We start from the raw sequence: 24,861 nt of genomic DNA, 5'->3' as shown, positions 1-24,861 counted from the left end.
GTCAGCTTTCCGGAACGAGGAAGATCGCGGCGAGCGGCGGGATGGTGAGGCGAAGCTCCGGCGCCTTGCCGTCAACGGTCTGGACCTCGCCGATGTTCCCGACATTGGTGCCGCCATAATGGGCGGAGTCCGAATTGAATATCTCTTTCCACTTGCCGGCAAAGGGCACGGGGACGCGATAGTTGCGATAGACGTTGGGTGAGAAGTTGACGATCACCAGGCACCGCGCGTGCTCGTCAAAACCCTTGCGTAGCCAGGCGAACACGTTGCGGTTGGCATCATTGGTGATCAGCCATTCGAAGCCGGCCTGGTCGCAGTCCATCTGGTGCAGCGCCGGCACCGCGCGATAGAGCCGGTTGAGATCGCGGATCAGCGCCTGGATGCCTGAATGGTACTTGTATTCGAGCAGGTGCCAGTCGAGCGACTGGTCGTGATTCCATTCGCGGCTCTGTGCGATCTCCGCGCCCATGAACAACAGCTTCTTGCCGGGATGACCGAACATGAAGCTGTAATAGGCGCGCAAATTGGCAAAGCGCTGCCACTCGTCGCCGGGCATGCGGCCGAGCAGCGAGCGTTTTCCGTGCACCACTTCGTCATGCGACAGCGGCAGGATGAAGTTTTCAGAGAAAGCGTAGTGCAGGCCGAACAGGATGTCGCCGTGATGATGCTTGCGGTGGATCGGATCCTTGCTGATGTAATTCAGCGTGTCGTGCATCCAGCCCATATTCCACTTGTAGCCGAAGCCGAGCCCGCCGAACTCGACCGGGCGCGAGACCTGCGGCCAGGCGGTGGATTCTTCCGCCGCCGTGGTCGCCTGCGGGAAGCGCGCGAACAGTTCGGTGTTGAAGCGGCGCAGGAAGGCGATGGCCTCGATGTTCTCGCGGCCGCCATACTGGTTCGGAATCCAGGCACCGGGCGGGCGGCTGTAGTCGAGATAAAGCATGGACGCCACCGCATCGACGCGCAGGCCGTCGATCGCATAACGCTCGAGCCAGAACAGCGCGTTCGACACCAGGAAGTTCGTCACTTCGGTGCGGCCGTAATTGTAGATCAGCGTGCCCCAGTCGAGATGGCGGCCCTGCAGCGGATTGGCATGCTCGTAGAACGAGGTGCCGTCAAAACTGCCGAGCCCGTGCGGGTCGTCCGGGAAGTGACCGGGCACCCAGTCGAGCAGCACGCCGACGCCTTCGCGATGGCAGGCATCGACCAGCGCCGCAAAATCTTCCGGCGTGCCGAAGCGGCTGGTCGGCGCATAGAGGCCAGTCGGCTGATAGCCCCAGGAGCCGTCGAACGGATGCTCGCTCACGGGCAGGAATTCGAGATGCGTAAAACCCATGTCGCGGGCGTAGGCCGGCAATTGCTCGGCGAGCTCACGATAGGTCAACCATTCGTCGCCGTTCTTGCGCCGCCACGAGCCGAGATGGACCTCGTAGATCGACATTGGCGCCGACAGCGCGTTGATGCCGTCGGGCGCGGGCCGCGGCCGCGGCAGATGAGCTTCATCGAACACGATGGAGGCCGTCTTCGGCCGAACCTCGCTGGCAAATGCCAAGGGATCGGATTTCAGCGGCAGCAGATGGCCGTGTGGCCCGATGATCTCGAATTTGTAGTGGTCGCCGGCCTTGGCGTTCGGGATGAACAATTCCCAATAGCCCGCGCCGCGCACCCGCATCGGGTGACGCCGGCCGTCCCAGAAATTGAAATCGCCGACCACCGACACACGTCGCGCATTCGGTGCCAGCACGACGAAGCCGATGCCGTCGATGCCTTCGAGCCGCAGCGGATGCGCGCCGAGCTTATCGTAGATGCGCTGATGGGTACCTTCACCGAGCAGATAGAGGTCGAAATCGGTCAGGATCGGCGGGAAGCGGTAGGCATCCTCGAACTCGACGACGTTGTCGCCGAATTTGGCGCGCAGCTGGTAGTGCCTGGAGCCGTTGGGCAGGGCGCCGATGAACAGGCCTGAATCGTGGACGCGATCGAGCTTTGCCACCTCGCCGTGCTCGCCGACGGCCTCGACATTGGAGGCCTCGGGCAGGAAGGCGCGCACCACGCTCTTGTCCCCCTCGGGGTGCAGCCCGAGATAGTGGAAGGGATCGGAGTGGCGGCCCTCGATGATCGCGTAGGCTTCAGCTGGCAGTTTAGGCATGGGCTTCGCTCTCGGCATTGGACAGAATGCGAAGCAGGCCGGTCAGCGGCGCATTGAGCCCCTCCGGCCGGTGGGACAGCTCGTACTCTACCTCGTCGAACGCTTGATCAAGCAGGAAAAATCTTAACATGCCTTCCGCGGAATGGTTCTCTTGCGGCCAAAGCCGGCGATCGGTCATGGCCTCGCGATAGGCGGACAGGAAGGTCGCGGTGGCGTGTTCGCGCCATTCGCCGAGTGCGGCCGTGAGCCGGCCCTGCTCGTCGCTGCCCCCGGAGACCGCCCGGTTAAGTGCGGCGTTAACCGAAAGATCAATCGAGCGGACCAGGCCCGCGACGTCGCGTGCGGCAGGCAGCTTGCGCCGTTTGTCGGCCAGCGCGAGACGCGGATCGCCGTCGAAATCGATGATGAAGATGTCGTCCTTCACGATCAGAGTTTGCCCCAGGCGGAAGTCGCCATGATGACGGATGTTCAACCCGCCGATGTCGGATGGCAAGAGCGCATTGAGGTGGTCGGGCAGGGTCGCACGCACCGCAGCCAGTTGGTCGATCAGCGGGCGGTCGCCCTCGCGCAGGCCATCGCGGCTGTCAGCCAGCCGTTCGAAGACGCGCTCCGCGCGCGCCTTGAGGTCCGAGGTCCAGCGCTTGATGTGCGCGGGATTGATCGGCTCCGGCGCGAGAGCGGCGGGCTTGGCGGCGGCCAGAGCCACGTGCAGCTCGGCGAGCCGCCGGCCGGTCTGCGCCATGAAGTGCAGATAGGGCGCCTGCTCCTGGGTGACCCGGGGCATCTCGTCCACCGGCCCCAGCCGCTGCTCATCGACGTAGCGGTCGAGATAGCCCGTGGACACGGCCCAACCGTCGCCCTGGTTTTCGACATAGGCGTGCAAAACGCCGATCGCGCTGCGACTATTGCCCTCGATCAGCTCGACGCTGCCAAGCAGCGCCGGTGCATTGGCAAAGCGGGCGACCTCGGTCAGGTAACAGCCGATCTCGATCTCGGGATTGATGCCGCCCTCGAGCTGGCGATGGATCTTGGCGACATACTGGTTGTCGACCAGCGCCGTGCTGTTCGACTGCTCGACGGCGCGGATGCGCTCCGGCTCCTTGATGGTGTAATCGGCGAACCGGCTGGTGGCCTTGAACTCCAGCCGCAGATTGTTTTCCTCCACCACCAGGTTCTGCGACAAGCCCCGCAGGAAAAGCCCGATGAAGATCTGGTCGGTCGCGACGTCGAGGAGCGTGCCCTCGCGCGCACCCTGGCGCACGGCGGCGAGCGCCTTCGGGTTGAAGCGCTCGCGGTCGAAGCGCACCCACTCGATCTGCATCGGCAGCACGTAGCGCGTCGTGACGTCGTCCTGTGACGTCTCGAAGAACGCGATCCAGGGCCGGTTGTCGCCGATCTCGCTGAACGGAACGGCCGAGATCAGCGTGGCCTGGATGTGCTTGGGATTGTGCTCGGGATACCAGCGTGTCCGCGACAGGAATCCCGGCAGCACGTCGCGCTCGAACACGCCGCGCTCGCGCGCCAGCGACACCCAATTCGAATTGACCGGCACCACCAGCGTCTCGAATTCCGGCACCGCGCGTGGCACGACCGGCTCGGACTTGTCGCGCTCGGTGAGCTGGAACCAGTAGAAGCCGTACGGCCCCAGCGTGATCATATAGGGCAGCTCGCCGATCGCCGGGAAGCGCGTGCGGCCGAGCATCTCCTGCGGAATGCGGTCCTTCCACGGCGTCAGGTCCAGCTCGGTCGCCTGCGCTGCGCGCGATAGATTGGCGACGCAGAGGATCACCTCGTCGCGGTATTGCCGAACATAGGCAAGCACGGACCGGTTGGCCGGGCGGATGAAGGTCATGGTGCCGCGGCCGAAGGCCAGCGTCGACTTGCGTACCGAGATCAGCCGCTTAGTGGCGTTGAGCTGCGAGGACAGGCTGCGCGACTGCGCTTCCACGTTGACCGACTCATAGCCGTAGACGGGATCCATGATCAGCGGCGCATAGAGGCGGGCGGGATCGGCGCGCGAGAAGCCGCCATTGCGGTCAGGGCTCCACTGCATCGGCGTGCGCACGCCGTTGCGGTCGCCGAGATAAATGTTGTCGCCCATCCCGATCTCGTCGCCGTAATAGATGATCGGCGTGCCGGGGAATGACAGCAGCAGCGAGTTCATCAGCTCGATCTTGCGCCGGTCATTGTCCATCAGCGGCGCGAGACGCCTGCGGATGCCGACATTGATGCGGGCGCGAGGGTCGTTGGCGTAGGTGGTCCAGAGATAGTCGCGCTCGACGTCGGTGACCATCTCCAGCGTCAGCTCGTCATGGTTGCGCAGGAACAGCGCCCATTGGCAGCTTGCGGGAATGTCCGGCGTCTGCCGCAGAATGTCGGTGATCGGGAAGCGGTCCTCCTGCGCGATCGCCATGTAGATGCGCGGCATCAGCGGGAAGTGGTAGGCCATCTGGCACTCGTCGCCGCGGCCGAAATATTCCTGTACGTCCTCCGGCCATTGATTGGCCTCGGCCAGCAGCAGCTTGCCCTTGGAGTAGGAATCCAGCTCCTGGCGCAGGCGCTTGATGATCGCATGCGTTTCGGGGAGGTTCTCGTTCGAGGTGCCCTCGCGCTCACAGAGATAGGGAATGGCGTCCAGCCGGAAGCCGTCGACGCCGGCGTCGAGCCAGCGCTTCATCACCTGGATGATGGCGCTGACGACGCGGGGATTGTCGAAATTGAGGTCGGGCTGGTGCGAGAAGAAACGATGCCAGTAGAACGCGCCGGCCTCGGGATCCCAGGTCCAGTTGGATTTCTCGGTATCCGTGAAGATGATTCGCGTGCCCTGGTATTTCTGGTCGGTGTCGCTCCAGACATACCAGTCGCGCGCGCTCGAACCGGCAGGGCTGCGGCGCGCGCGCTTGAACCAATTGTGCTGGTCCGAGGTGTGGTTGACCACGAGCTCGGTGATGACGCGCAGGCCGCGCTTCTGCGCTTCCTGGATGAAGCGCTTGAAGTCCTTCATCGTCCCGAAATCGGGGTTGATCGAACCGTAGTCGCCGATGTCGTAGCCGTCGTCGCGACCGGGCGAGGGGTAAAACGGCAGCAGCCACAGCGCGGTGACGCCGAGATCCTGCAGATAGGACAGTTTCTCGGTCAGGCCCGCGAAATCGCCGATGCCGTCATTGTTGCTGTCGGCAAACGCCTTGACGTGGAGCTGGTAGATGATGGCGTCCTTGTACCACAGCTCATCCACGGTCTCGGCAGCCTCGGCCTTCTGGGTGTCTACGGAAGACAATACATTCATGGCGCGATCCTTACGCCAGGCAGCGGAACATGAGTGCCGGATCGCGGTCGGGATCGATACGCAATTTGATCCCGCCCCATTCGATGCGGGACTGCTCGCCCGTCATGAGATTTTCGATTGTCGTGACGTGGCGGCGCTCGCCGCCGACGTCGATGGTGAGATCGCCGAGCGGCAACCAGAATTCGCGCACATGGCGTGAGAGGGCGATGGCCACGACGACAGTGTTGACCGGTTCAGCCGCCTTCACAAAGGCGATGGTCTCGCTGTCCTCGATGCCGAGGAAGCGTAGATGTGTCGTCTGCTGAAGCGCCGAATTGTCGTTGCGGATTCGATTGAGTTCAGTGATGTAGGGCTTGATGTTGCCGGCCTTGTCCCAGTCGCGCTGCTTGATCTGGTACTTCTCGGAATCCAGATATTCTTCATGGCCGGGGACGGCTTCGTGCTCGAGCAGCTCGAACCCGCTATAGAGGCCGTAATTGCCCGACAGCGTTGCCGCCAGTGCCGCGCGCGACTTGAACATCCAGGCTTCGCCACTCTGGAGATGATAGGGCAGCAGGTCTGGCGTGTTGACGAACAGGTTCGCCCGATAGAAGTCCCGCTCGGGATAGCGCGAGAGCTCGCCAAAATATTGCTCCAGCTCCGCCTTCGCCGTCCGCCAGGGGAAATAGCTGAAGGACTGCGCGAAGCCGAGCTTGGCGAGCCCCTTCATCAGTTTTGGTCGCGCAAAGGTCTTGGAGAACAGGATCACCTCGGGATGCCGCAGACGAATGTCGCGGATCAGCCATTCCCAGAACGGCAGCGGCGCGGTGTCGTGATTGTCGATCGCGAAGATCGTCACGCCATGGTCGATCCAGAACAGCATGGCATCGCGAAACGCATTCCACAGTCCGATCCGGTCGACGGAGGCGAAATCGGGAATCACGATATCCGAATAGGGACCATCCGCCGTTCGTACCGAACGGTCCGGCCGCCATTTGAACCATTCCGGGTGTTGCGTCAGCCAGGGATGATCCGGCGAGCATTGCACCGCGAAATCGAGCGCGAGCTCGAGGCCGTATTCCAGACAGGTCGCGACCAGCGCGCGAAAGTCCTCGATGGTGCCGAGCTCGGGATGCAGCGCATCGTGCCCGCCCTCGGCCGTGCCGATCGCATAGGGTGAGCCGGGCTCGCCCTCGGTTGCGACGGCAGCATTGTTGCGGCCCTTGCGGCGGGTGTGGCCGATCGGGTGGATCGGCGTAAAGTACAGAACGTCAAAACCCATCGCGGCGACGTCAGGCACGCGCGCGATGCAGTCGCGGAGCGTGCCGTGCCGGCCGGCAACATGGCTCTGGCTGCGCGGCATCATCTGATACCAGGCGCCGAAGCGCGCTCTGTCGCGGTCGATCATGAGCGGGAAGTTCGGCGAGCGGGTCAGGTCGGGTCGCGCCTGGCTTTCGGCCATGGCCTCGCCCAGTTCGGTCGCAAGCAGTGGCGCGACATCGCCGCTGCCGAGATAGTTTTCGCATTGCCTGACGATCACGGCCGCGGCGTCCTGTCGCGCGCCGTGAGCCTTGGTCAGCAGGCCAGCACCCTCGATCGCATCGAGCGTGACGTCGCCGCCGGACAGCTGCTTGCGCTCGAGCCCGTGGCGCCAGGTGGCGAATTCGTCGGTCCAGGCTTCGATGGCATAGACATATTGGCCGGGCTCGGCCGGCACGAAGGCACCGGACCAGCGGTCATTGCCGTGATGGATCATGATCTCGCGCCGCCATTCGCGCTCCTGCTCGCCGCGCCAGATCAGCGCGGCGCTGATGGTGGCGTCGCCGTCGCGGTAGATGTCGGCCCACACCTCGACCCGATCGCCCGCGATCCGCTTCACGGCGAAGCGGCCGCCGTCGATCAACGGATAGATATCTTCGATGAGGAAAGCGCTGCCCGAAGCGGCACTCTCGACAGTTTGAATTGTCTTGTTCACGGTGATGCCATTGACAAGAGTGCAGGGGCCCGTTTCCCTTGTCGGGAACCTACGCTTGGTACCTATATAGAAAGCCGCTTGTGTGTCATTGGTTCCCTTGGGAACGGGAGGCTCGGTTTGTGAGTTAAGTCCGACTAACCTCTTCCGCGACAACGTTAAAATCGATTCCCCCGGCCAGTTGATGGCTTGCAAGCTGCGTGCCGAATGGACCTTTTAGCTCAAGCCCGGATCAAGGGCGTTCAATCCGAATTCGTCGATGCCCTCGGAAAGCTGCGGACCACCGCGCCCGAGGCGCTCAAATCCATCCTGGATGCCCTGCCGGAGAAGCGGGTCTACCGCTTCGTCAGCGGGCCGGTCGTGGTTCGCGCGCTGGGTCATCCGCGCACTGAGCTTACGACCATCGGCGCGCCGCCGCTGCAATGGAAAGTCACCTGCAACGGCAATGTGATTGCGCAAGGGAAGACGCGCGAGCCGGTGATCGCCTGGCCCGACGGCCTGCCGCTCGGTTATCACCGTCTGACGCTGACCGATGTCAAAGGTATGACGGAAGAGGTGCCGATGATCGTGGCACCCGAGCGTGCCTTTGGCGGTGATTTCGACCGCGGCTGGCTGCTCGCCGTGCAGCTTTACAGCGTCCGCTCTGACCGCAATTGGGGGATCGGCGATTTCACCGATCTCGCCGGCCTGCTCAGGCTCGCCAAGCAATTGGGCGCCGACGGCGTCGGGCTCAATCCGCTGCATGTTCTGTTTGATAATCATCCGGCCGATTGCAGCCCCTATTCGCCGAACAGCCGGCTGTTTCTCAATCCGCTTTACATCGACGTCGAGGCCATCCCGGAATTTTCGGCAGACCTGATCCCGGACGCGACGGCGACCGCCGCGCGGCTGCGCGAAGGTGATCGTGTCCCTTATGCCGATATGGCGGCGTTGAAATGGCTGGGCCTGCGCGCCGCCTTTGACAGTTTCGTGAAAACCGCGAGCGGTGTCCGCCGCAACCAATTTGATGCCTTCCGCGCCGACCGGGGGCCGCTGCTGTCGCGCTTTGCCTGCTTCGAGGTGCTGCGGCATCGTTTCAGTACGCCGTGGTGGGAATGGCCGGTGGAATGGCAGCAACCGGACGATGCCAAATGCGCCGAGCTTCGCAAGGGTCCGGACCAGCATGACGTCGAGTTCGTCGAATTCGTGCAGTGGACCGCTGACGCCCAGCTGCGTGCTGCCAAGGAGCTGTCGGCCGAGCTCGGCATGCGCGTCGGGCTCTATCTCGACGTCGCCGTCGGCGTACAGTCCAACGGCTTCGATGCCTGGAACGAGCAGACGGCCATCTCCCGCCACCTTGCCGTCGGCGCGCCGCCCGACGTGCTCAACACCGTCGGGCAGGATTGGGGGCTGGCCGGCTTCAACGCGGGCGGCCTCGAGGCACAATCGTTCGTGCCGTTCGCCAACATGGTGGCCGCCTCGATGCGGCATGCCGGCGCGATCCGGCTCGATCACGTGCTGGGCCTGAAGCGGCTCTATCTGGTGCCGCGCGGCTTCAAGCCCGACAACGGCGCCTATGTGCAGATGCCGCTCGAAGCGCTGCTGGCCGCGGTCGTGCGCGAGAGCGTCACCCATAAATGCATCGTGATCGGCGAAGACCTCGGCACCGTGCCGGAGGGTTTCCGCGAGACCATGCAGGATTTCGGCATCTGGTCCTACCTCGTCATGATGTTCGAGCGCGACGATGCCGGCCAATTCCGCAACATCGATCACTACCGGCCGAACGCGCTGGTCACGCTGAACACGCACGATCTCTGCACCTATGCGGGCTGGCGCTCCTTCAGCGATCTCAGGATGAAGCGCTCGCTCGGGCTCGATCCCGGCGAGGACGACCAGGCGCGCTGGAATGCGCTCGGCGGGCTCGACCAGATCCTGCGCCAGAACGGCATCGCCGCCAACGATCTCTATTCGGTGCTCAATTTCCTGTCGCGCACGCCGTCGCGGCTGCTCGCGGTGTCGATGGAGGACCTGCTCGGCGTGATCGACCAGCCCAACATTCCCGGCACGATCGACGAGCATCCAAACTGGCGCCAGCGCCTGCCGGTTACGCTCGACAAGATCGCCTCGAAGGTCGATCTTGCGGCTTTGAAGGCCGCGACGCGGGAACGTTCGCTGCCCGGCAGGAGTTGATCAGCCGAGGTTTTTCCAGGGCTCGCAAAACATTGTCAGAGAAGATCGAGGACTATGCGTTGATCGGCGACTGCGAGACCGCGGCGCTGGTCGGACGCAACGGCTCGATCGACTGGCTGTGCTGGCCGGCCTTCGATTCCGACGCCTGCTTTGCCGCGATCCTCGGCACCCACAAGAACGGCCGCTGGCTGGTCGCGCCGAGCGACGACGCGACCGCGATTTCGCGGCGCTATCTCGGCGATACCCTCATCCTTGAAACGCGCTTCGAGACCAAGAGCGGCACCGTCGCGCTGATCGACTTCATGCCGCCGCGCGGCAAGGCTTCCGACATCGTGCGGCTGGTGCGCGGCCTCACGGGCACCGTGAAGATGCGGATGGAGCTCGTGATCCGCTTCGGCTTCGGCGTCGACATTCCCTGGGTGCGCCGGATCGACCATTCGCTGCTGGCGGTTGGCGGCCAGGACATGACGGTGCTGCGTACGCCGGTCGAAACACGCGGTGAGGATCTAACCACGGTTTCGGATTTCGAGGTCAAAGCCGGCGAGACCGTGCCGTTCGTACTGACCTACGGTCCCTCGCATCTCGATCCGCCCGCGCCGATCGATCCGGAGATCGCGCTGCAGGAGACCGAGAAATTCTGGCAGGATTGGTCCAGCCGCTCCACGCATGACGGCGAGTATCGCGATCTCATCATGCGCTCGCTGATCACGCTGAAGGCGCTGACCTTCGGCCCGACCGGCGGCATCGTCGCCGCGCCGACCACGTCGCTGCCGGAAAAGCTCGGCGGCGCCAGAAACTGGGACTACCGCTTTTGCTGGCTACGCGATGCCACCTTTACGCTGCTGGCCCTGATGAACTCGGGCTATACCGAGGAAGCCTCGGCCTGGCACAATTGGCTGCTGCGCGCCGCCGCCGGCTCGCCGGCCAACATGCAGATCATGTACGGCATCTGGGGCCAGCGTCGGCTGCTGGAATGGGAGGCGGGCTGGCTCGACGGCTATGAGGGCGCGCAGCCGGTGCGCGTCGGTAATGCCGCGCATGCCCAGCTCCAGCTCGACGTCTACGGCGAGCTGATCGACGCCTTCCATCAATCGCGCATGGCCAAGCTCAAGCTCGACGATGAGGCGACCTGGGCGTTGGAATGCGCCGTGCTCCAGCATCTCGCCGAGGTCTGGGACCAGCCCGATCACGGCATCTGGGAGCGCCGCGGCGAGCCCCGGCATTACGTCTTCTCCAAGGTGATGACCTGGGTCGCCTTCGACCGCGGCATCAAGAGCGCTGAGACCTTCGGCTTCAAGGCGCCTCTCTTACACTGGCGCGCCCTGCGCGAGGCCATTCACCGCGATGTCTGCCACAGGGGTTTTGACGCGGAGGAGAACGCCTTCGTCGAATCCTATGGCTCAAAACTGCTCGATGCCAGCGTGCTGCTGCTACCCGGCGTCGGCTTCCTGCCGGCGGACGACCCGCGCATCCGTGGCACCATCGCCGCGGTCGAAAGGCACATGATGCGCGACGGCTTCGTGCTGCGGCACGATCCGCGCGAGATCTCCGAGGAGACCCAGCCGATCGAAGGCGCGTTCCTGGCCTGCACCCTGTGGCTGGCCGACGCCCATGTGCTCGCGGGCAATCTCGACAAGGCGCAGGCACTGCTTGATCGCGTCGCCGCGCTCGCGAACGATGTCGGGCTGCTGGCCGAGGAGTATGACTCCATCGCACGTCGCCAGACCGGCAACTTCCCGCAGGCGCTGACCCACATCGCGCTGATCAACACCGCGCATAATCTCTCGGCGGCAAGGCACGCGAGCGAGAAGCCTGCGATGCAGCGGTCGAAATAGATCGGCGCGGCGGGTTCTTCACCTCTCCCGTAGGGAGAGGTCGGATCGCATCGAAGATGCGGTCCGGGCGAGGGGTTACGGTTTCACCGATCGCTGCGGCCCCTCACCCGGATTGCTGCGCAATCCGACCTCTCCCCGCTGGGGAGAGGTGAACACCGAGCGGCAGGCGATAGTTGAGGCCATCAAGCGCTAACTAACCCCGTTCCGCTTCAAGATCATCTCCATCGCCTCCGCAAACCCGTCCTGCTCGTTGGTCGCGGTGACGTTTGTTGCCTGCTCCTTGACGCTGTCGGTGGCGTTACCCATGGCGATCGAGGTGCCGCTGACGCGGAACATCGCGAGATCGTTCTGCATGTCGCCGATGGTGGCGACTGCGTCGGTGGAGATGCCGAGGCGCTTGGCCATGGCCTGCACGAAGGTGCCCTTGTCGAAGCCGGGCGGTGTGATGTCGAGATAATAGGTCTGCGAGCGGACGGCAGTGGCCTCGCTGCCGAGCGCCTGCTGCATCGCCTTCTCGCAGGCCTCGAGACCTGCCGCATCGGCGCTGGCGCCGACGATCTTGCAGGCGCTCTCAAGGTACGGCGAAAAATCCGTCACGATGGTCGGCTCGGAGCGGATCGTGTGCTGCTCATGCGCGACATATTTGCCGTTCGGATTGTCGATCAGCCATTTGTCGTAGGTGAACAGCCAGATGTCGGCGCCGAACTCCCGGAGGATCTGCAAGCTGCGCTCGGCCGCGCTTTTCGGGATCAAATGCTGCTCGACCGGCTTCATCTCGGGATCGACGATCGAGGAGCCGTTGAACGGGCCGACCGGCAGCCACAGCGCCAGCGGCTCGATCAAAAAGCGCATGCCGATCGCGGGGCGGCTCGAGGTGATGGTGAAGCCGATGCCGGCCTGGTGCAGCCGCTGCACCGCAGACCTCGCGCGGTCCGTCAGCGTCTTGTCCTTGGTCAGCAGCGTGCCGTCGACGTCGGAAACCACGAGTGAGATTTTCGTCATGGCTGAGCCCTGGGTTATACGGCTTTGCTTTTCCCGCCGTCGATTTTCAACTGCCGCACGATGCCGTCCACGATCGCCTCGACCGATTCGTCGATCGACGCCGTGATGACATGTTCGCTCGCCACGGGCGGCTCCAGCGTGTTGAACTGGCTGGTGAGGAGCCCGGGCGGCATGAAATGGCCCTTGCGGTGCGCGAGCCGGTCGGCGATCAGCTCCTGCGTGCCCTTCAGGAACACGAACCGCACGTCGTCGCGTCCGCGCAGCAGCACGTCGCGATAGGTGTGCTTGAGCGCCGAGCAGGCGATGATGATTTGCTCGCCCTTGTTGCAGACCCGCGCGATCTCGTCGGCGATGGCGCTGAGCCATGGCCAGCGGTCCTCGTCGGTGAGGGGATGGCCGGCCCGCATCTTCGCGACATTGCGCGCGGGGTGAAAGCTGTCGCCGTCCTCGAATCGCCAGCCGAGCCGCTTGCCGAGCAATTCCGCCACCGTGCTCTTGCCCGAACCCGACACGCCCATCACGATCAACGCACAAGGTGCTTTAGCGCCCGCCACGAATTCCCTCCGGAAGCGCGGCCTGGTCGACCATCCAGACGGTCTCACCATTCGAGCGCGCGCGTACAGCCGGCAGAGTCTCGCCATTGAGGAGGCGCGTCAAGATCGGCTGCTTGTCATGCCCGGCAATCTCGAACAGCATCTCGCGGCAGGAGGCCAGCGCAGGCAGCGTCAGCGAGACCCGCGGCACGAAGGGCGCGACATTGGCCTTGGGGACGCCGACGACCCAGCGCGCGGTCTCCTCGATGGCGGGATAGCCGGGAAACAGCGACGCAGTATGTCCATCAGGGCCGGCGCCCATCAGCACCAGGTCGAACAGCGGCCGTGCCGGATCGAGCTGGTCTGAGCCGTAGAAGGCTTTTAGCTCGCGCGCATAGGCCTCGGCGCTCTCGTCCGGATTTTCGGCCGTGGTCGGGATCGGATGGATATGTCCGGCCGGCGCATTGCGGTCGAGAAAGGTCGCACGCGCGACCGTCATGTTGTTGAGGGAATCGCTCTCGGAGACAAATCGCTCGTCGCCGATGAACCAATGCACACGATCCCAGGGGATTTGGCCACGCCAGGCGTCGCTGCCGAGCAGCTGATAGAGCTTCTTCGGGCTCGAGCCGCCGGTGAGGCAGATTGCGATGCGGCCGGGATTGGCCGAAATCAGAGCCATCACCCGTTCGGCCGCGGCCTGCGCGAGAGCCTCGGGGTCGGCGACGACGATCAGCTTCGGCTGGTCAGCCGCGACCATCACGAAAACTTCCGCCAGCTGCGGCCGTCGCGCCGCAGCAGTTCGTCGGCGCAGGCGGGGCCATCGCTGCCGGCCTCATAGGTTTCGATGCCGTTGGTGCCTGCGCTCTTCCAGGCATCGAGGAACGGCTGCACCGCTTCCCATCCGGCTTCGACGCCGTCGGCGCGCTGAAACAGGATGTTGTCGCCGATCATGCAGTCGTAGATCAGCGTCTCGTAGCCGGTGGAGGGATCGGCGCGGAAATAGTCGCCGTACTTGAATTTCATCTCGACGCCGTCGATGGTGATGCTCGGTCCCGGGATCTTGGCGTTGAACTGAAGCTCGATGGTCTCGGTCGGCGCGATGCCGATGGTGAGAAAGTTCTGCGAGAGACGGTCGACCGTGGTCCCGTTGAACATCGACAGCGGCGCCTGCTTGAACTTAATCGCCACTTCCGTCCGCTTGTGACCGAGCGCCTTGCCGGTCCGCAGATAGAACGGCACGCCGGCCCAACGCCAATTGTCGATCAGAAGTTTCAGCGCGACATAGGTCTCAGTGGTGCTGCCGGGCTTGACCTCCTCGGTCTTGCGATAGTCGATGATATCGTCGTCGCCGATCCGACCGGCGAGATACTGCCCGCGAACCGAGCGCCTCAGTGCTTCTTCTTCGGTTGGCTGTTGGATTGCGGAAAGCACCTCGGCCTTCTCGGAGCGCACGGAATGTGCGTCGAAGCGCGCCGGAGGCTCCATCGCGACCAGCGACATCAGCTGGAACAGATGGTTCGGCACCATATCGCGCAGCGCGCCGGTGGCGTCGTAGAATCCGCCGCGATGGCCGACGCCGAGCTTTTCCTCCACGGTGATCTGGATGTGGTCGATGTGGTTGCGATTCCAGATCGGCTCGAACATGCCGTTGGCGAAGCGCAGCACCAGGATGTTCTGCACGGTCTCCTTGCCGAGATAATGATCGATCCGGTAGATCTGGTGCTCTTCCATGATCTTCAGCAGCTCGGCATTCAGCGCCTTGGCCGATGCGAGGTCGGTACCGAACGGCTTTTCGATCACCAGCCGCCGCCAGGCGCCGTTCTCCTTCATCATGCCGGTGCGGCCGAGCTCGCGCGCCGTTGGCGCGAAGGCGGCGGGCGGGGTCGCCAGGTAGAACAGGCGGTTGCCGCCGGTGTCCTGCGCGCATTCCAGCGAATCCAGATGCTCGCGCAGGCGGTCGAACGACGGCGGGTCCTTCGCATCGGCTTCGACGAAGGTCACGCATTCCAGCAGCTTCCGGGCAATGTCGTCGTCCACGGGCCGCGTCGCGAATTGCTTCAGGCCCTTCAGCAGGCTGTCGCGCAGCTCGTCATCGGACTGGCCGTTGCGGGCCACGCCGACGACGCAGAACTTTTCCGGCAGCATGTGCTCGGCTGCGAGATTGTAGAGCGACGGCATCACCAGGCGATGGGTGAGGTCGCCGGTCACGCCAAAGATGATGAAGGCGCAATTTTCCGGCTTGCGCTTTGCTTGCGGGTCTTTTGTCACGAACGATTGGCCTTCGCTTTGTGGAGGTTTTATTTGGGCTTGGAAGCGTCCGGCTGCTTTGGCTCCTTGTGGCCGCCGAAGCCCGCGCGCATCGCGGAGAGAATTTTTTCCGCGAAGGTGTGTTCCTTGCGGGAACGGAAACGTGCGTACAGAGCCGCGGTCAAGACTTCGGCGGGTACGGCTTCGTCGATTGCCGCATTCACGGTCCAGCGACCTTCGCCGGAATCTTCCACGAACCCGGAATATTCCGACAGCGTCGGGTTATCGGCGAGCGCAGTTGAGGTGAGGTCCAGCAGCCAGGAGGGGATCACCGAGCCGCGACGCCAAACCTCGGCGATATCGGGGAGGTTGAAATCGAAGCGATGGTCCACGGGCAGCGCATCGATATTGGCGTTCTTGAGAATATCAAAACCCTCGGCATAGGCCTGCATCAGGCCGTATTCGATGCCGTTGTGGATCATCTTGACGAAATGGCCGGCGCCGACGGGACCTGCATGGATGTAGCCCTGCTCGATGCGGGGATCGCGGCCGTCACGTCCTTCGGTACGCGGAATGTCGCCGGCGCCGGGCGCGAGTGCTGCGAAGATCGGGTCGAGCCGGTCGACCACCGGCTTCTCGCCGCCGATCATCATGCAATAGCCGCGGTCGAGGCCCCAGACGCCGCCGGAGGTGCCGACGTCGACATAATGGATGCCGCGCGCGATCAGCGCCTTGCCACGGCGAACGTCGTCCTGCCAGAAGGTGTTGCCGCCATCGATGATGACGTCGCCTTCCTGCATCGCGCCCGCGATCGTGTCGATGGTTTGCTCGGTGATGCGGCCCGCAGGCAGCATCACCCAGGCCGTGCGCGGCCGCTCCAGTTTCGAGACGAACTCTTCCAGCGTCGCCGAGCCGACTGCGCCATCCGCGGCGAGGCCGGCGACGGCCTTGGCGTCCTTGTCATAGACCACGGTCGAATGGCCGTGGCGCATCAGCCGGCGAACGATATTGCCGCCCATCCGGCCGAGGCCGATCATGCCGAGTTGCATGTGAGAGATCCCCTTAATTCAATGCGTCTGTGAGTGCGGCATTGAGTGCCGCGAGACCTTTCTTGAGCGGACCCTTCAGGTGCACCCGAAGCGCCCGCCGGCCGCGCTCGGTAAGCACGTCGAAATCGCCGCGCGCCTGTGCTGCCTTGATCACGCCGAAGCTTGCCTTCTGGCCCGGCACGGCCAGGTCCTTGGCGTCATCGGCGGTGATCTGGAGGAAAACGCCGCTGTCGGGTCCGCCCTTGTAGGCCTGGCCCGTGGAGTGCAGGAAGCGCGGGCCGAATTCGGCGGCAGTCGCCAGATGCCGCTTCTCGAGCACGGCCGTCCGCATTTCCTGAAGCGCCTCGATCGTGGCCTTGTCGCGCGCGATGTAGCCGAGCAGGGCAAAATAATCGCCGCGCCGCGATCGCGTGATATGGGCCCTGAGCCAGGAGGTGAGGTCGCCATTGGCTCCCATCGTCCGCAACGCGGCGGCGTTGGTGTCGTTGGTGTAGAGGTCGAACTCCGCGGTGCTGACCACGGGCTCTTCGGCCGGCAGCGCGCCGGTCTTCTCGTACGCCGACGTCAGCTCGCGGGTCTTGATCTTCGCCGCTTCGACGTCGGGCTGGTCGAACGGATTGATGCCGAGGATCGAGCCCGCGACGGCCGTGGCCATCTCGAAGCGGAAGAACTCCTGACCGAGATGGTCGATCGACTTCATCACGATGCGGACGACGGGATGACCGGCCTGTTCGAGCGCGGTGAGCTTCGAATCATGGCCGGCATCCGCTTCGCCCTCGGTGCGAATGTCGATGAAGAACCGGTCGGTGCCGTAGACCGAGGGATCGCCCAGCGGCTCGCCGGCGATCGGGATCAGGCCCTTGCCCTCCTTGCCGGTCGATTCCGCGATGAGCTGCTCGGCCCAGGCACCGAAATCGGCGATCTTGTTCGACGACAGGATCGTCACCTTGTCGCGGCCTTCGAGGCCGGCGAGGCCCATGGCGAGGCCGAGCTGCACGCCCGGGTTCTCAGCTGGCGGTACGTCCGGTCCGCAGGAGCGCGCCATCGCGAGCGCATGCTTGATCAAGGTCTTGACGTCGATGCCGGCCGTGGCCGCCGGCACCAGGCCGAACGGCGACAGCACCGAATAACGACCGCCGATCGACGGCTCGCCATGGAAGATACGGGCGTAGTTCAGCTTCTTCGCCGCTTTCTCCAGCGACGAGCCGGGATCAGTCACCGCAATGAAGCGGAAGCCGGTCTTGGCCTTCGGGCCGAGGGCCTGCGCCACGCGCTCATGGAAATAGTCCTTCATCGCGTTCGGCTCGGTGGTGCCGCCGGATTTGCTGGAGACGATGAACACGGTGTTGGCGATGTCGATCTTGGCCTCCATCGCCCGCACCTGCGCCGGATCGGTGGAATCCAGCACATGCAGCTTCGGGAAGCCCGCCTTCCTTGCAAAGGTCTCGGCCAGCACCTCCGGCCCGAGGCTCGATCCGCCCATGCCGAGCACGACGGCGTCGGAGAATTTCTGGCCCTTCACGCGGTTGGCATAGTCCTCATAGTCGGCGACGTCGGCTTTCGCCGCGCTGTCGAGCCAGCCGAGCCATTTGTCCTCATCCGTCCCGGTCCAGACCGATTTGTCGCGCTGCCACAGCTTGCGGATCTTTGCCGATGCACGCCATTCCTCGGTGCTCTTGGCCACGGCCTTGCCGAGGCCGTCACCCAGCGAAAGCTGCTGGCGGTCGATCGCGGGCCCGAGCACGGTCGCGCGCTTGTGCGCGACCGCGCCGTAGAGCTTGTCGGCGGCGTCCGCGAACTGCTTGACGCCGTCCTTGACGAGCTCCTCGGTGATGGCGTCGAGCGAGACGCCGGAGCGTTCCAGCTCTTCCAGCACGCGGCGGGCGTCGTCGACGTTTTCCTCCAGGCTGTCGCGCGGCTTGCCGTGGTCGCGGAACGCGTCCAGCGTCGCCGGCGGCACGGTGTTGACGGTGTCGGGGCCGATCAGCTCCTCGACATAGAGCACGTCGCGGTAATCCTTGTTCTTGGTGCCGGTCGAGGCCCACAGCATGCGCTGCGGCTTGGCGCCCCTGGCGGCGAGCTTCTCCCAGCGGGGGCCCGAGAACAGGCGCTTGTAGTCCTGGTAGGCGACCTTGGCGTTGGCGATCGCGACCTTGCCCTTCAGCGCGGCGAGGCGCTCCTTCTCGGACGGGTCGTTGGCCCGCGCGATCTTGTCGTCGAGCTGCTTGTCGACCACGGAGTCGATGCGGCTGACGAAGAAGCTCGCCACGCTCGCGACATGCGAGGGGTCGCCGCCGCCGGCGACATACTTCTCGAGGCCGGCGAGATAGGCCTCGGCGACCTCCAGGTAGACCGCCTTCGAGAACAGCAGGGTGATGTTGATGCTGATGCCGTCGCCGATCAGCGTTTCGACCGCCGGCAGGCCCTCCGGCGTCGCCGGCACCTTCACCATCAGGTTCTTGCGATTGACATCCTTCCAGAGCCGCCGTGCCTCGGCGATGGTGCCGGCGGTGTCCATCGCCAGATAGGGCGAGACCTCGAGGCTGACATAGCCGTCATGGCCATTCAGGCGGTCATAGACGGGGCGCAGCACGTCGGCCGCGTTCTGGATGTCCTCGATCGCGACCGCCTCGAACAGGTCGGCCACGGTCCGGTCGCCGCGCTTCAGCGCCTTGCCGATCGGGGCGTCGTATTCGTCCGAGCTGCCGATCGCCTTCTCGAAGATCGACGGATTGGAGGTGACGCCCTTGACGCCATCGGTGTCGATCAGCCGCTTCAGGTCGCCCTTGGCGATGAAGCCGCGGGCGAGGAAGTCCAGCCAGACGGCTTGTCCGTGCTTTTCCAGTTCTTTGACGGGATTCATGATGCTTTTTATCTCCAAGCCTGCGGGCGGAGGGGGTTTCCGCGCCGGTCCTGACGCGCTATCCTTTAGCTCACATGCTCCCGGGAGGGAACCAATCAAGGGTATTGGCGTCATTCTCTCAGTCTAACTCCGTCGCGATCATGGCGATCCAGGCGGGAGTCGTGCTTTTGCGTAATAAAAATTTGGCCGGGACGGTTCGGCCCAAGCTTTGTTACGTGAGCCTTGTTGCGTGAGGGCATCTGTCGCGTCGCGGAGTGTCGTCAGCGGTGATCGATCCGTCTGATCGTCATTGGCCGATCGTCATTGGCTCCATCGCGAATGGCCATGCTGGGGGAAAGTATGCACGCACGTCCTGACGGCGCTGCCGCCGCCAATTGCCGGCCATCGATCGTGTCGGCCGTCTGCGTCGGCGCATCCCATGATCTCGACATCGGTCAATCCGTCATGCGGCTCCTGGTCGCGGCGCGCCTCGCGGCGACGCGGCTGAGCGCAGGCGTTGCTTTCAGGTCAAGTGCGGCAGCTCTTCGGCATCCGAGCCGCCAGGCAGAACGGTGTTATCCCTTCGGTGGGTTTGGCGACCGATTTTGACACAGCGCTGCGCGCTTGCAGCGACATTCATGCTGCATGCAGCCCAGGCATCGCATTGCAGCAGGAAGATGAACGCGGCACGCAAGGCATCGCCCCTGCGGACGTCATAAGTTTGCCGCTCGCAGATCGCTCTATGTTGCAGTGCCGGAGGGACTTGTCCCCGGTATTGCCCGGATGTGGCGAGCGAGTGACAATTTCTGGAAATGAGCGAAGATAGATAGAGATTCGCACAAATTACAGGCAAGTGCCTGTTCGTAATTCAGCGAGTGCCTACCTTGTGCGTTGCGTCGTGTTGGCACCCGGGTGTCCAATGAACGTCATGTGCTCACGCTGATTCGAGAAGCGGCCTGAGGAACGGTCCAGTAACTGCTTTCGTTTCAGCATGTAGCGGAACTCACGCGGAGAGGGATCATGTACAACGATTCTCTATTCAACGCTTTCGCTAAGTCGTTCGAGGCGAGAAGCCAGCACGACATGTCGATGGCGGAATACCTGGAATCGTGTCGAAGCGATCCCATGAAATACGCCAATTCGGCTGAACGATTGCTAGCGGCGATCGGCGAGCCCCAGACGATCGATACGGCCAAGGACTCACGCCTTGGCCGTATTTTTTTGAACCGCACGATCCGGACCTATCCGGCCTTTGCCGGCTTCTACGGCATGGAAGAAACCATCGAGCGCATCGTCGGTTTCTTCCGTCATGCGGCGCAGGGTCTGGAAGAGCGCAAGCAGATCCTCTATCTGCTCGGTCCGGTCGGCGGCGGCAAATCTTCGCTCGCCGAGCGGCTCAAGTCGCTGATGGAAGTGCATCCGATCTACGTGCTCAAGGCCGGCGATGAACTCTCGCCCGTGTTCGAAAGCCCACTCAGCCTGTTCGATCCCGATCAGCTCGGCCCGATGCTGGAAGAGAAGTACGGCATTCCGCGCCGTCGTCTCACCGGCTTGATGAGCCCGTGGTGCTACAAGCGGCTGGAAGCCTTCGGCGGCGATATCTCTCAGTTTCGTGTCGCAAAAATCCAGCCGTCGCGGCTGCGCCAAATCGCGGTCGCCAAGACCGAGCCCGGTGACGAGAACAACCAGGACATCTCCTCGCTGGTTGGCAAGGTCGATATCCGCAAGCTCGAGACTTACGCGCAGAACGACCCCGATGCGTACAGCTATTCGGGAGGCCTCAACCGCGCCAACCAGGGCATTCTCGAATTCGTCGAGATGTTCAAGGCGCCGATCAAGATGCTGCACCCGCTGCTGACCGCGACGCAGGAAGGCAACTATATCGGCACCGAGAATATCGGCGCGATCCCGTTCACCGGCGTCATCCTCGCGCACTCCAACGAAGCCGAGTGGTCGAGCTTCAAGGCCAACAAGAACAACGAGGCCTTCATCGACCGCATCTGCGTGATCAAGGTGCCGTACTGCCTGCGGTTCACCGAGGAGCAGAAGATCTACGAGAAGCTGATCCAGGGCTCCGAGCTCGCGGCCGCGCCATGCGCGCCCTCGACACTGGAGACGCTGGCGCGGTTCTCGGTGATGTCGCGCCTGCGCAAGCACGAGAATTCCACGGTGTTCGCCAAGATGCGGGTTTACGACGGCGAGAGCCTGAAGGAATCCGATCCGAAGGCGCGCAGCGTCCAGGAATATCGCGATGCCGCCGGCGTCGACGAAGGCATGGACGGCGTCTCCACCCGCTTCGCCTTCAAGATCCTGGCTGCGACCTTCAACCACGATCCGCAGGAGGTCGCCGCCGACGCCGTGCATCTGATGTACGCGCTGGAGCAGTCGATCAAGCGCGAGCAGCTGCCCGAGGAAATCGAGAAGCGCTACCTCGAATTCATCAAGGCGGACCTCGCACCGCGCTACGCCGAGTTCATCGGCAACGAGATCCAGAAGGCCTATCTGGAATCCTACTCGGATTATGGCCAGAACCTGTTCGATCGCTACGTCGACTATGCCGACGCCTGGATCGAGGACCAGGACTTCAAGGATGCCGACACCGGCCAGCTGCTCGATCGCGAATTGTTGAACCAGGAACTGACGAAAATCGAGAAGCCGGCGGGCATCGCCAACCCCAAGGACTTCCGCAACGAGGTGGTCAAATTCTCGTTACGGTCGCGCGCCCAGAATGGCGGCAAGAATCCGACCTGGATCTCCTACGAGAAGATTCGCGATGTGATCGAAAAGCGGATATTCTCTCAGGTCGAGGACCTGCTTCCGGTCATCTCGTTCGGGTCGAAGAAGGACGGCGAGACGGAAAAGAAGCACGGCGAGTTCGTCGCACGCATGGTGGAGCGCGGCTACACCGAGCGTCAGGTTCGCCGACTGGTCGAATGGTACATGCGCGTGAAGCAAGCCGGTTGAGGCGGATGAGAAAGTGGCCATTCACATTATTGACAGGCGCCTGAATCCAGGCGGCAAGAGTCTTGAGAACCGCCAGCGGTTCTTGCGTCGGGCCAAATCCCTGGTGCAGGGCGCCGTCAAGAAGACCTCGCAGGAACGCGACATCAAGGACGTTCTGGAGGGTGGTGAGGTCACGATCCCGCTGGACGGCATGCACGAGCCGCGGTTCCGCCGTGAAGGCGGGACGCGTGACATGGTGCTGCCCGGCAACAAGAAGTTCATCGAGGGCGACTATCTCCAGCGCTCCGGCCAGGGCAGCGCCAAGGATTCCGGTCCTGGCGAAGGCGACAGCGAGGACGCCTTCCGCTTCGTGCTGAGCCGCGACGAGTTCGTCGACCTCTTCCTCGACGATCTCGAACTGCCCGATCTCGCCAAGCGCAAGATCGCGCAGACCGAGAGCGAAGGCATCCAGCGCGCCGGCTATACGACGTCAGGCTCGCCCGCCAACATCTCGGTCAGCCGTACCGTAAAACTCGCGCTCGCCCGCCGCATCGCGCTCAAGCGTCCCAGCAAGGAGGAGATCGACGAGCTGGAAGCCGCGATCGCCGCCTGCACCGACGAGGACGAACGCGTGGAGCTTCTCGCCCGGCTCGAAAAGCTGAAGGCGAAGACCAAGCGCATTCCCTTCATCGATCCGCTCGACATCCGCTACCGCCGCTACGAGAAGGTGCCGCGGCCGGTGGCGCAGGCCGTGATGTTCTGCCTGATGGACGTCTCCGGCTCGATGTCCGAGCATATGAAGGATCTGGCAAAACGCTTCTACATGCTGCTCTACGTGTTCCTGAAGCGGCGCTACAAGCATGTCGAGATCGTCTTCATCCGCCATACCGACCGCGCCGAGGAGGTCGACGAGCAGACCTTCTTCTACGGCCCGGCCTCCGGCGGCACGCTGGTCTCCAGCGCTCTGCAGGCGATGCATGAGATCGTGCGCGAGCGCTTCAATCCGTCGGACTGGAATATCTATGCCGCGCAAGCCTCCGACGGCGACAATTCCTATTCCGACGGCGAGCTCACCGGCCTGCTGCTGACCGAGAAGATCCTGCCGGTCTGCCAGTTCTTCGCCTATCTCGAGGTCGGGGAATCCGGCGGCAGCGCCTTCGATCTCTCCGATTCCTCGCTCTGGACCCTTTACGAGCGCCTGCGCAACAGCGGCGCACCGCTCTCGATGCGCAAGGTCAGCGAACGCAGCGAGATATTCCCGGTGTTCCACGATCTGTTCCAGCGCCGCGACACTGCTCAGGAGAAAGCCGCTCCATGACGGAACGCTTGTTCGAAGGCGCCGATTGGGATTTCCACACCTTGCAGCGCATCACCGATGCCTGCGAGGAGGTGGCGCTGAAAGATCTCGGGCTCGACGTCTACCCGAACCAGATCGAGGTGATCACCGCCGAGCAGATGCTGGATGCCTATTCGTCCGTCGGCATGCCGCTGTTCTACAAGCACTGGTCGTTCGGCAAGCATTTTGCGTATCACGAGGCGTCGTACCGCAAGGGCCTGATGGGCCTCGCCTATGAGATCGTGATCAACTCCTCGCCCTGCATCTCCTATCTCATGGAGGAGAACACGGCGACGATGCAGACGCTGGTGATCGCGCACGCCGCCTTCGGCCACAACCACTTCTTCAAAAACAATTATCTGTTCAAGCAGTGGACCGACGCCGACGGCATTCTGGACTATCTGGATTTCGCCAAGAAATACGTGATGCAATGCGAGGAGCGCTACGGCCGCACCGAGGTCGAGCGTACGCTCGACGCCGCGCATGCGCTGATGTCGCACGGCATCGACCGCTATCCCGGCAAGAAGAAGCTGGATCTGCGCGAGGAAGAGAAGCGGGCAGGGCGCCGCCGCCAGCACGAAGAGGAAGTCTTCAACGATCTCTGGCGTACCGTGCCCAAGGGGGCCTCGAAGACCCGATCCGCGATCTCTCTCGAACGGCGCCGCAAGCTGCTTGGCCTGCCGCAGGAGAACCTGCTCTATTTCCTGGAGAAGAGCGCGCCGCGGCTGGCGCCCTGGCAGCGCGAACTGCTGCGCATCGTCCGCCACATCGCGCAATATTTCTATCCGCAGAGCCAGACCAAGGTGATGAACGAGGGGACGGCGACCTACGTCCACTATCGCATCATGACCCAGCTGCATCAGCAGGGCCGCATCACTGACGGCAATTTCCTCGAATTCCTGGGATCGCACACCAATGTGGTGTTCCAGCCCGAGTTCGACGATCAGCGCTTCTCGGGCTTCAATCCCTATGCGCTGGGCTTTGCGATGATGCAGGACATCGAGCGCATCGTCGCCAATCCTTCGGACGAAGACCGCGAGTGGTTCCCGGATATCGCCGGCAAGAACGACGTGATGGGCGTGCTGCGCGACGTCTGGGCCAATTACCGCGACGAAAGCTTCATCGCCCAGTTCCTGAGTCCGAAACTGATGCGGCAACTCCGCATGTTCCATTTGCACGACGATCCCGAAGAGCGCGCCGGCATCCGCGTCGATGCCATCCACGACGAGCGCGGTTTCCGCCGCGTCCGCCGCGAGCTGGCCCGCCAGCACGATGTCGGCTACATCGACGCCAATATCGAGGTGGTCGACGTCGATCTCTCCGGCGACCGCCGGCTGATCCTGCATCACCGCGTTATCAAGGGCTCGCAGCTCAACGAGACCGACGCCAAGCGGGTGCTGCAGCATCTGGCCGATCTCTGGACCTACGACGTTGCGCTGATCGAGGTCGACGGGAGTGACAAGGTGCTGCGCGAATACGTCGTGAGCCCGCGCCCGATCACGGCGGCAGCGTAACGCCG

Annotated in this window: 14 protein-coding genes; 5 read left to right on the top strand and 9 right to left on the bottom strand. The window is 63.5% G+C overall.

Annotated features, from left to right (window positions below; all coding sequences use genetic code 11):
• Nucleotide 1: 1 nt before the first annotated feature.
• The 3 genes from glgB to V1280_RS20210 are packed head-to-tail and all read right to left on the bottom strand — an operon-like array spanning nt 2 to nt 7,389.
• Nucleotides 2-2,149, bottom strand: a complete 2,148-nt coding sequence (gene glgB, locus V1280_RS20220) for a 1,4-alpha-glucan branching protein GlgB (protein WP_334527819.1) — start codon at nt 2,147-2,149, stop codon at nt 2-4.
• Nucleotides 2,142-5,435 carry a maltose alpha-D-glucosyltransferase gene (gene treS, locus V1280_RS20215; RefSeq protein ID WP_334527816.1) on the bottom strand — a complete coding sequence of 1,098 codons (3,294 nt, stop codon included), beginning with the start codon at nt 5,433-5,435 and terminating at the stop codon, nt 2,142-2,144. The genes glgB and treS overlap by 8 nt, the downstream gene beginning before the upstream one ends.
• 10 nt (nt 5,436-5,445) lie before the next feature.
• Nucleotides 5,446-7,389, bottom strand: coding sequence for a maltotransferase domain-containing protein (locus V1280_RS20210; protein ID WP_334527813.1), 1,944 nt, complete (start codon nt 7,387-7,389; stop codon nt 5,446-5,448).
• A 204-nt stretch (nt 7,390-7,593) separates the two neighbouring features.
• On the opposite strand from V1280_RS20210, the gene malQ reads away from it, so the two are divergent.
• Nucleotides 7,594-9,555 (top strand): 4-alpha-glucanotransferase, encoded by a 1,962-nt coding sequence (gene malQ, locus V1280_RS20205; RefSeq protein WP_334527810.1) that lies wholly within the window; start codon nt 7,594-7,596, stop codon nt 9,553-9,555.
• A gap of 32 nt (nt 9,556-9,587) precedes the next feature.
• Entirely contained in the window at nt 9,588-11,390 is a 1,803-nt protein-coding gene (locus V1280_RS20200; RefSeq protein ID WP_334527808.1) for a glycoside hydrolase family 15 protein, read from the top strand.
• Nucleotides 11,391-11,579: 189 nt separating this feature from the next.
• Here V1280_RS20200 and V1280_RS20195 read toward each other — a convergent pair whose 3' ends face one another.
• The 6 genes from V1280_RS20195 to V1280_RS20170 are packed head-to-tail and all read right to left on the bottom strand — an operon-like array spanning nt 11,580 to nt 19,084.
• The gene (locus tag V1280_RS20195; RefSeq protein ID WP_334527806.1) at nt 11,580-12,392 is read right to left on the bottom strand and encodes an HAD family hydrolase; all 813 of its coding nucleotides are present in this window, start codon (nt 12,390-12,392) and stop codon (nt 11,580-11,582) included.
• 14 nt (nt 12,393-12,406) lie between these two features.
• Complete coding sequence (locus tag V1280_RS20190; RefSeq protein ID WP_334527803.1) at nt 12,407-12,946, bottom strand: gluconokinase; 540 nt, start codon at nt 12,944-12,946, stop codon at nt 12,407-12,409.
• Nucleotides 12,933-13,682, bottom strand: a complete 750-nt coding sequence (pgl, locus tag V1280_RS20185) for a 6-phosphogluconolactonase (RefSeq protein ID WP_334538366.1) — start codon at nt 13,680-13,682, stop codon at nt 12,933-12,935. Before pgl ends, V1280_RS20190 begins: the two co-directional genes overlap by 14 nt.
• On the bottom strand, nt 13,682-15,193 hold the full coding sequence (zwf, locus tag V1280_RS20180; protein WP_148772818.1) for a glucose-6-phosphate dehydrogenase: 1,512 nt from the start codon (nt 15,191-15,193) through the stop codon (nt 13,682-13,684). Before zwf ends, pgl begins: the two co-directional genes overlap by 1 nt.
• A 29-nt stretch (nt 15,194-15,222) precedes the next feature.
• Complete coding sequence (gnd, locus tag V1280_RS20175; RefSeq protein ID WP_334527798.1) at nt 15,223-16,221, bottom strand: phosphogluconate dehydrogenase (NAD(+)-dependent, decarboxylating); 999 nt, start codon at nt 16,219-16,221, stop codon at nt 15,223-15,225.
• A 13-nt stretch (nt 16,222-16,234) separates the two neighbouring features.
• Complete coding sequence (locus V1280_RS20170; RefSeq protein ID WP_334527795.1) at nt 16,235-19,084, bottom strand: bifunctional transaldolase/phosoglucose isomerase; 2,850 nt, start codon at nt 19,082-19,084, stop codon at nt 16,235-16,237.
• Nucleotides 19,085-20,083: 999 nt separating this feature from the next.
• On the opposite strand from V1280_RS20170, the gene V1280_RS20165 reads away from it, so the two are divergent.
• The 3 genes from V1280_RS20165 to V1280_RS20155 are packed head-to-tail and all read left to right on the top strand — an operon-like array spanning nt 20,084 to nt 24,856.
• Nucleotides 20,084-22,027, top strand: a complete 1,944-nt coding sequence (locus V1280_RS20165; protein ID WP_334527792.1) for a PrkA family serine protein kinase — start codon at nt 20,084-20,086, stop codon at nt 22,025-22,027.
• A gap of 19 nt (nt 22,028-22,046) precedes the next feature.
• On the top strand, nt 22,047-23,324 hold the full coding sequence (locus V1280_RS20160; RefSeq protein ID WP_334538365.1) for a YeaH/YhbH family protein: 1,278 nt from the start codon (nt 22,047-22,049) through the stop codon (nt 23,322-23,324).
• Complete coding sequence (locus V1280_RS20155; RefSeq protein ID WP_334527789.1) at nt 23,321-24,856, top strand: SpoVR family protein; 1,536 nt, start codon at nt 23,321-23,323, stop codon at nt 24,854-24,856. Before V1280_RS20160 ends, V1280_RS20155 begins: the two co-directional genes overlap by 4 nt.
• The last annotated feature ends 5 nt before the right edge of the window (nt 24,857-24,861 follow it).

The sequence above is a fragment of the Bradyrhizobium sp. AZCC 2230 genome (genome assembly GCF_036924495.1).
Classification (GTDB): Bacteria; Pseudomonadota; Alphaproteobacteria; order Rhizobiales; family Xanthobacteraceae; genus Bradyrhizobium; species Bradyrhizobium rifense.
Note: the sequence above shows the minus strand (reverse complement) of the source record. Positions and strands in the feature narration are given on the sequence as shown.

Excerpts from the sequence above, each read along its gene's own strand:
- gnd (WP_334527798.1), bottom strand. The coding sequence starts at position 16,221 with ATGCAACTCGGCATGATCGGCCTCGGCCGGATGGGCGGCAATATCGTT.
- V1280_RS20155 (WP_334527789.1), top strand. The coding sequence starts at position 23,321 with ATGACGGAACGCTTGTTCGAAGGCGCCGATTGGGATTTCCACACCTTG.
- glgB (WP_334527819.1), bottom strand. The coding sequence starts at position 2,149 with ATGCCTAAACTGCCAGCTGAAGCCTACGCGATCATCGAGGGCCGCCAC.
- V1280_RS20165 (WP_334527792.1), top strand. The coding sequence starts at position 20,084 with ATGTACAACGATTCTCTATTCAACGCTTTCGCTAAGTCGTTCGAGGCG.
- V1280_RS20170 (WP_334527795.1), bottom strand. The coding sequence starts at position 19,084 with ATGAATCCCGTCAAAGAACTGGAAAAGCACGGACAAGCCGTCTGGCTG.
- treS (WP_334527816.1), bottom strand. The coding sequence starts at position 5,435 with ATGAATGTATTGTCTTCCGTAGACACCCAGAAGGCCGAGGCTGCCGAG.
- V1280_RS20195 (WP_334527806.1), bottom strand. The coding sequence starts at position 12,392 with ATGACGAAAATCTCACTCGTGGTTTCCGACGTCGACGGCACGCTGCTG.
- malQ (WP_334527810.1), top strand. The coding sequence starts at position 7,594 with ATGGACCTTTTAGCTCAAGCCCGGATCAAGGGCGTTCAATCCGAATTC.
- pgl (WP_334538366.1), bottom strand. The coding sequence starts at position 13,682 with ATGGTCGCGGCTGACCAGCCGAAGCTGATCGTCGTCGCCGACCCCGAG.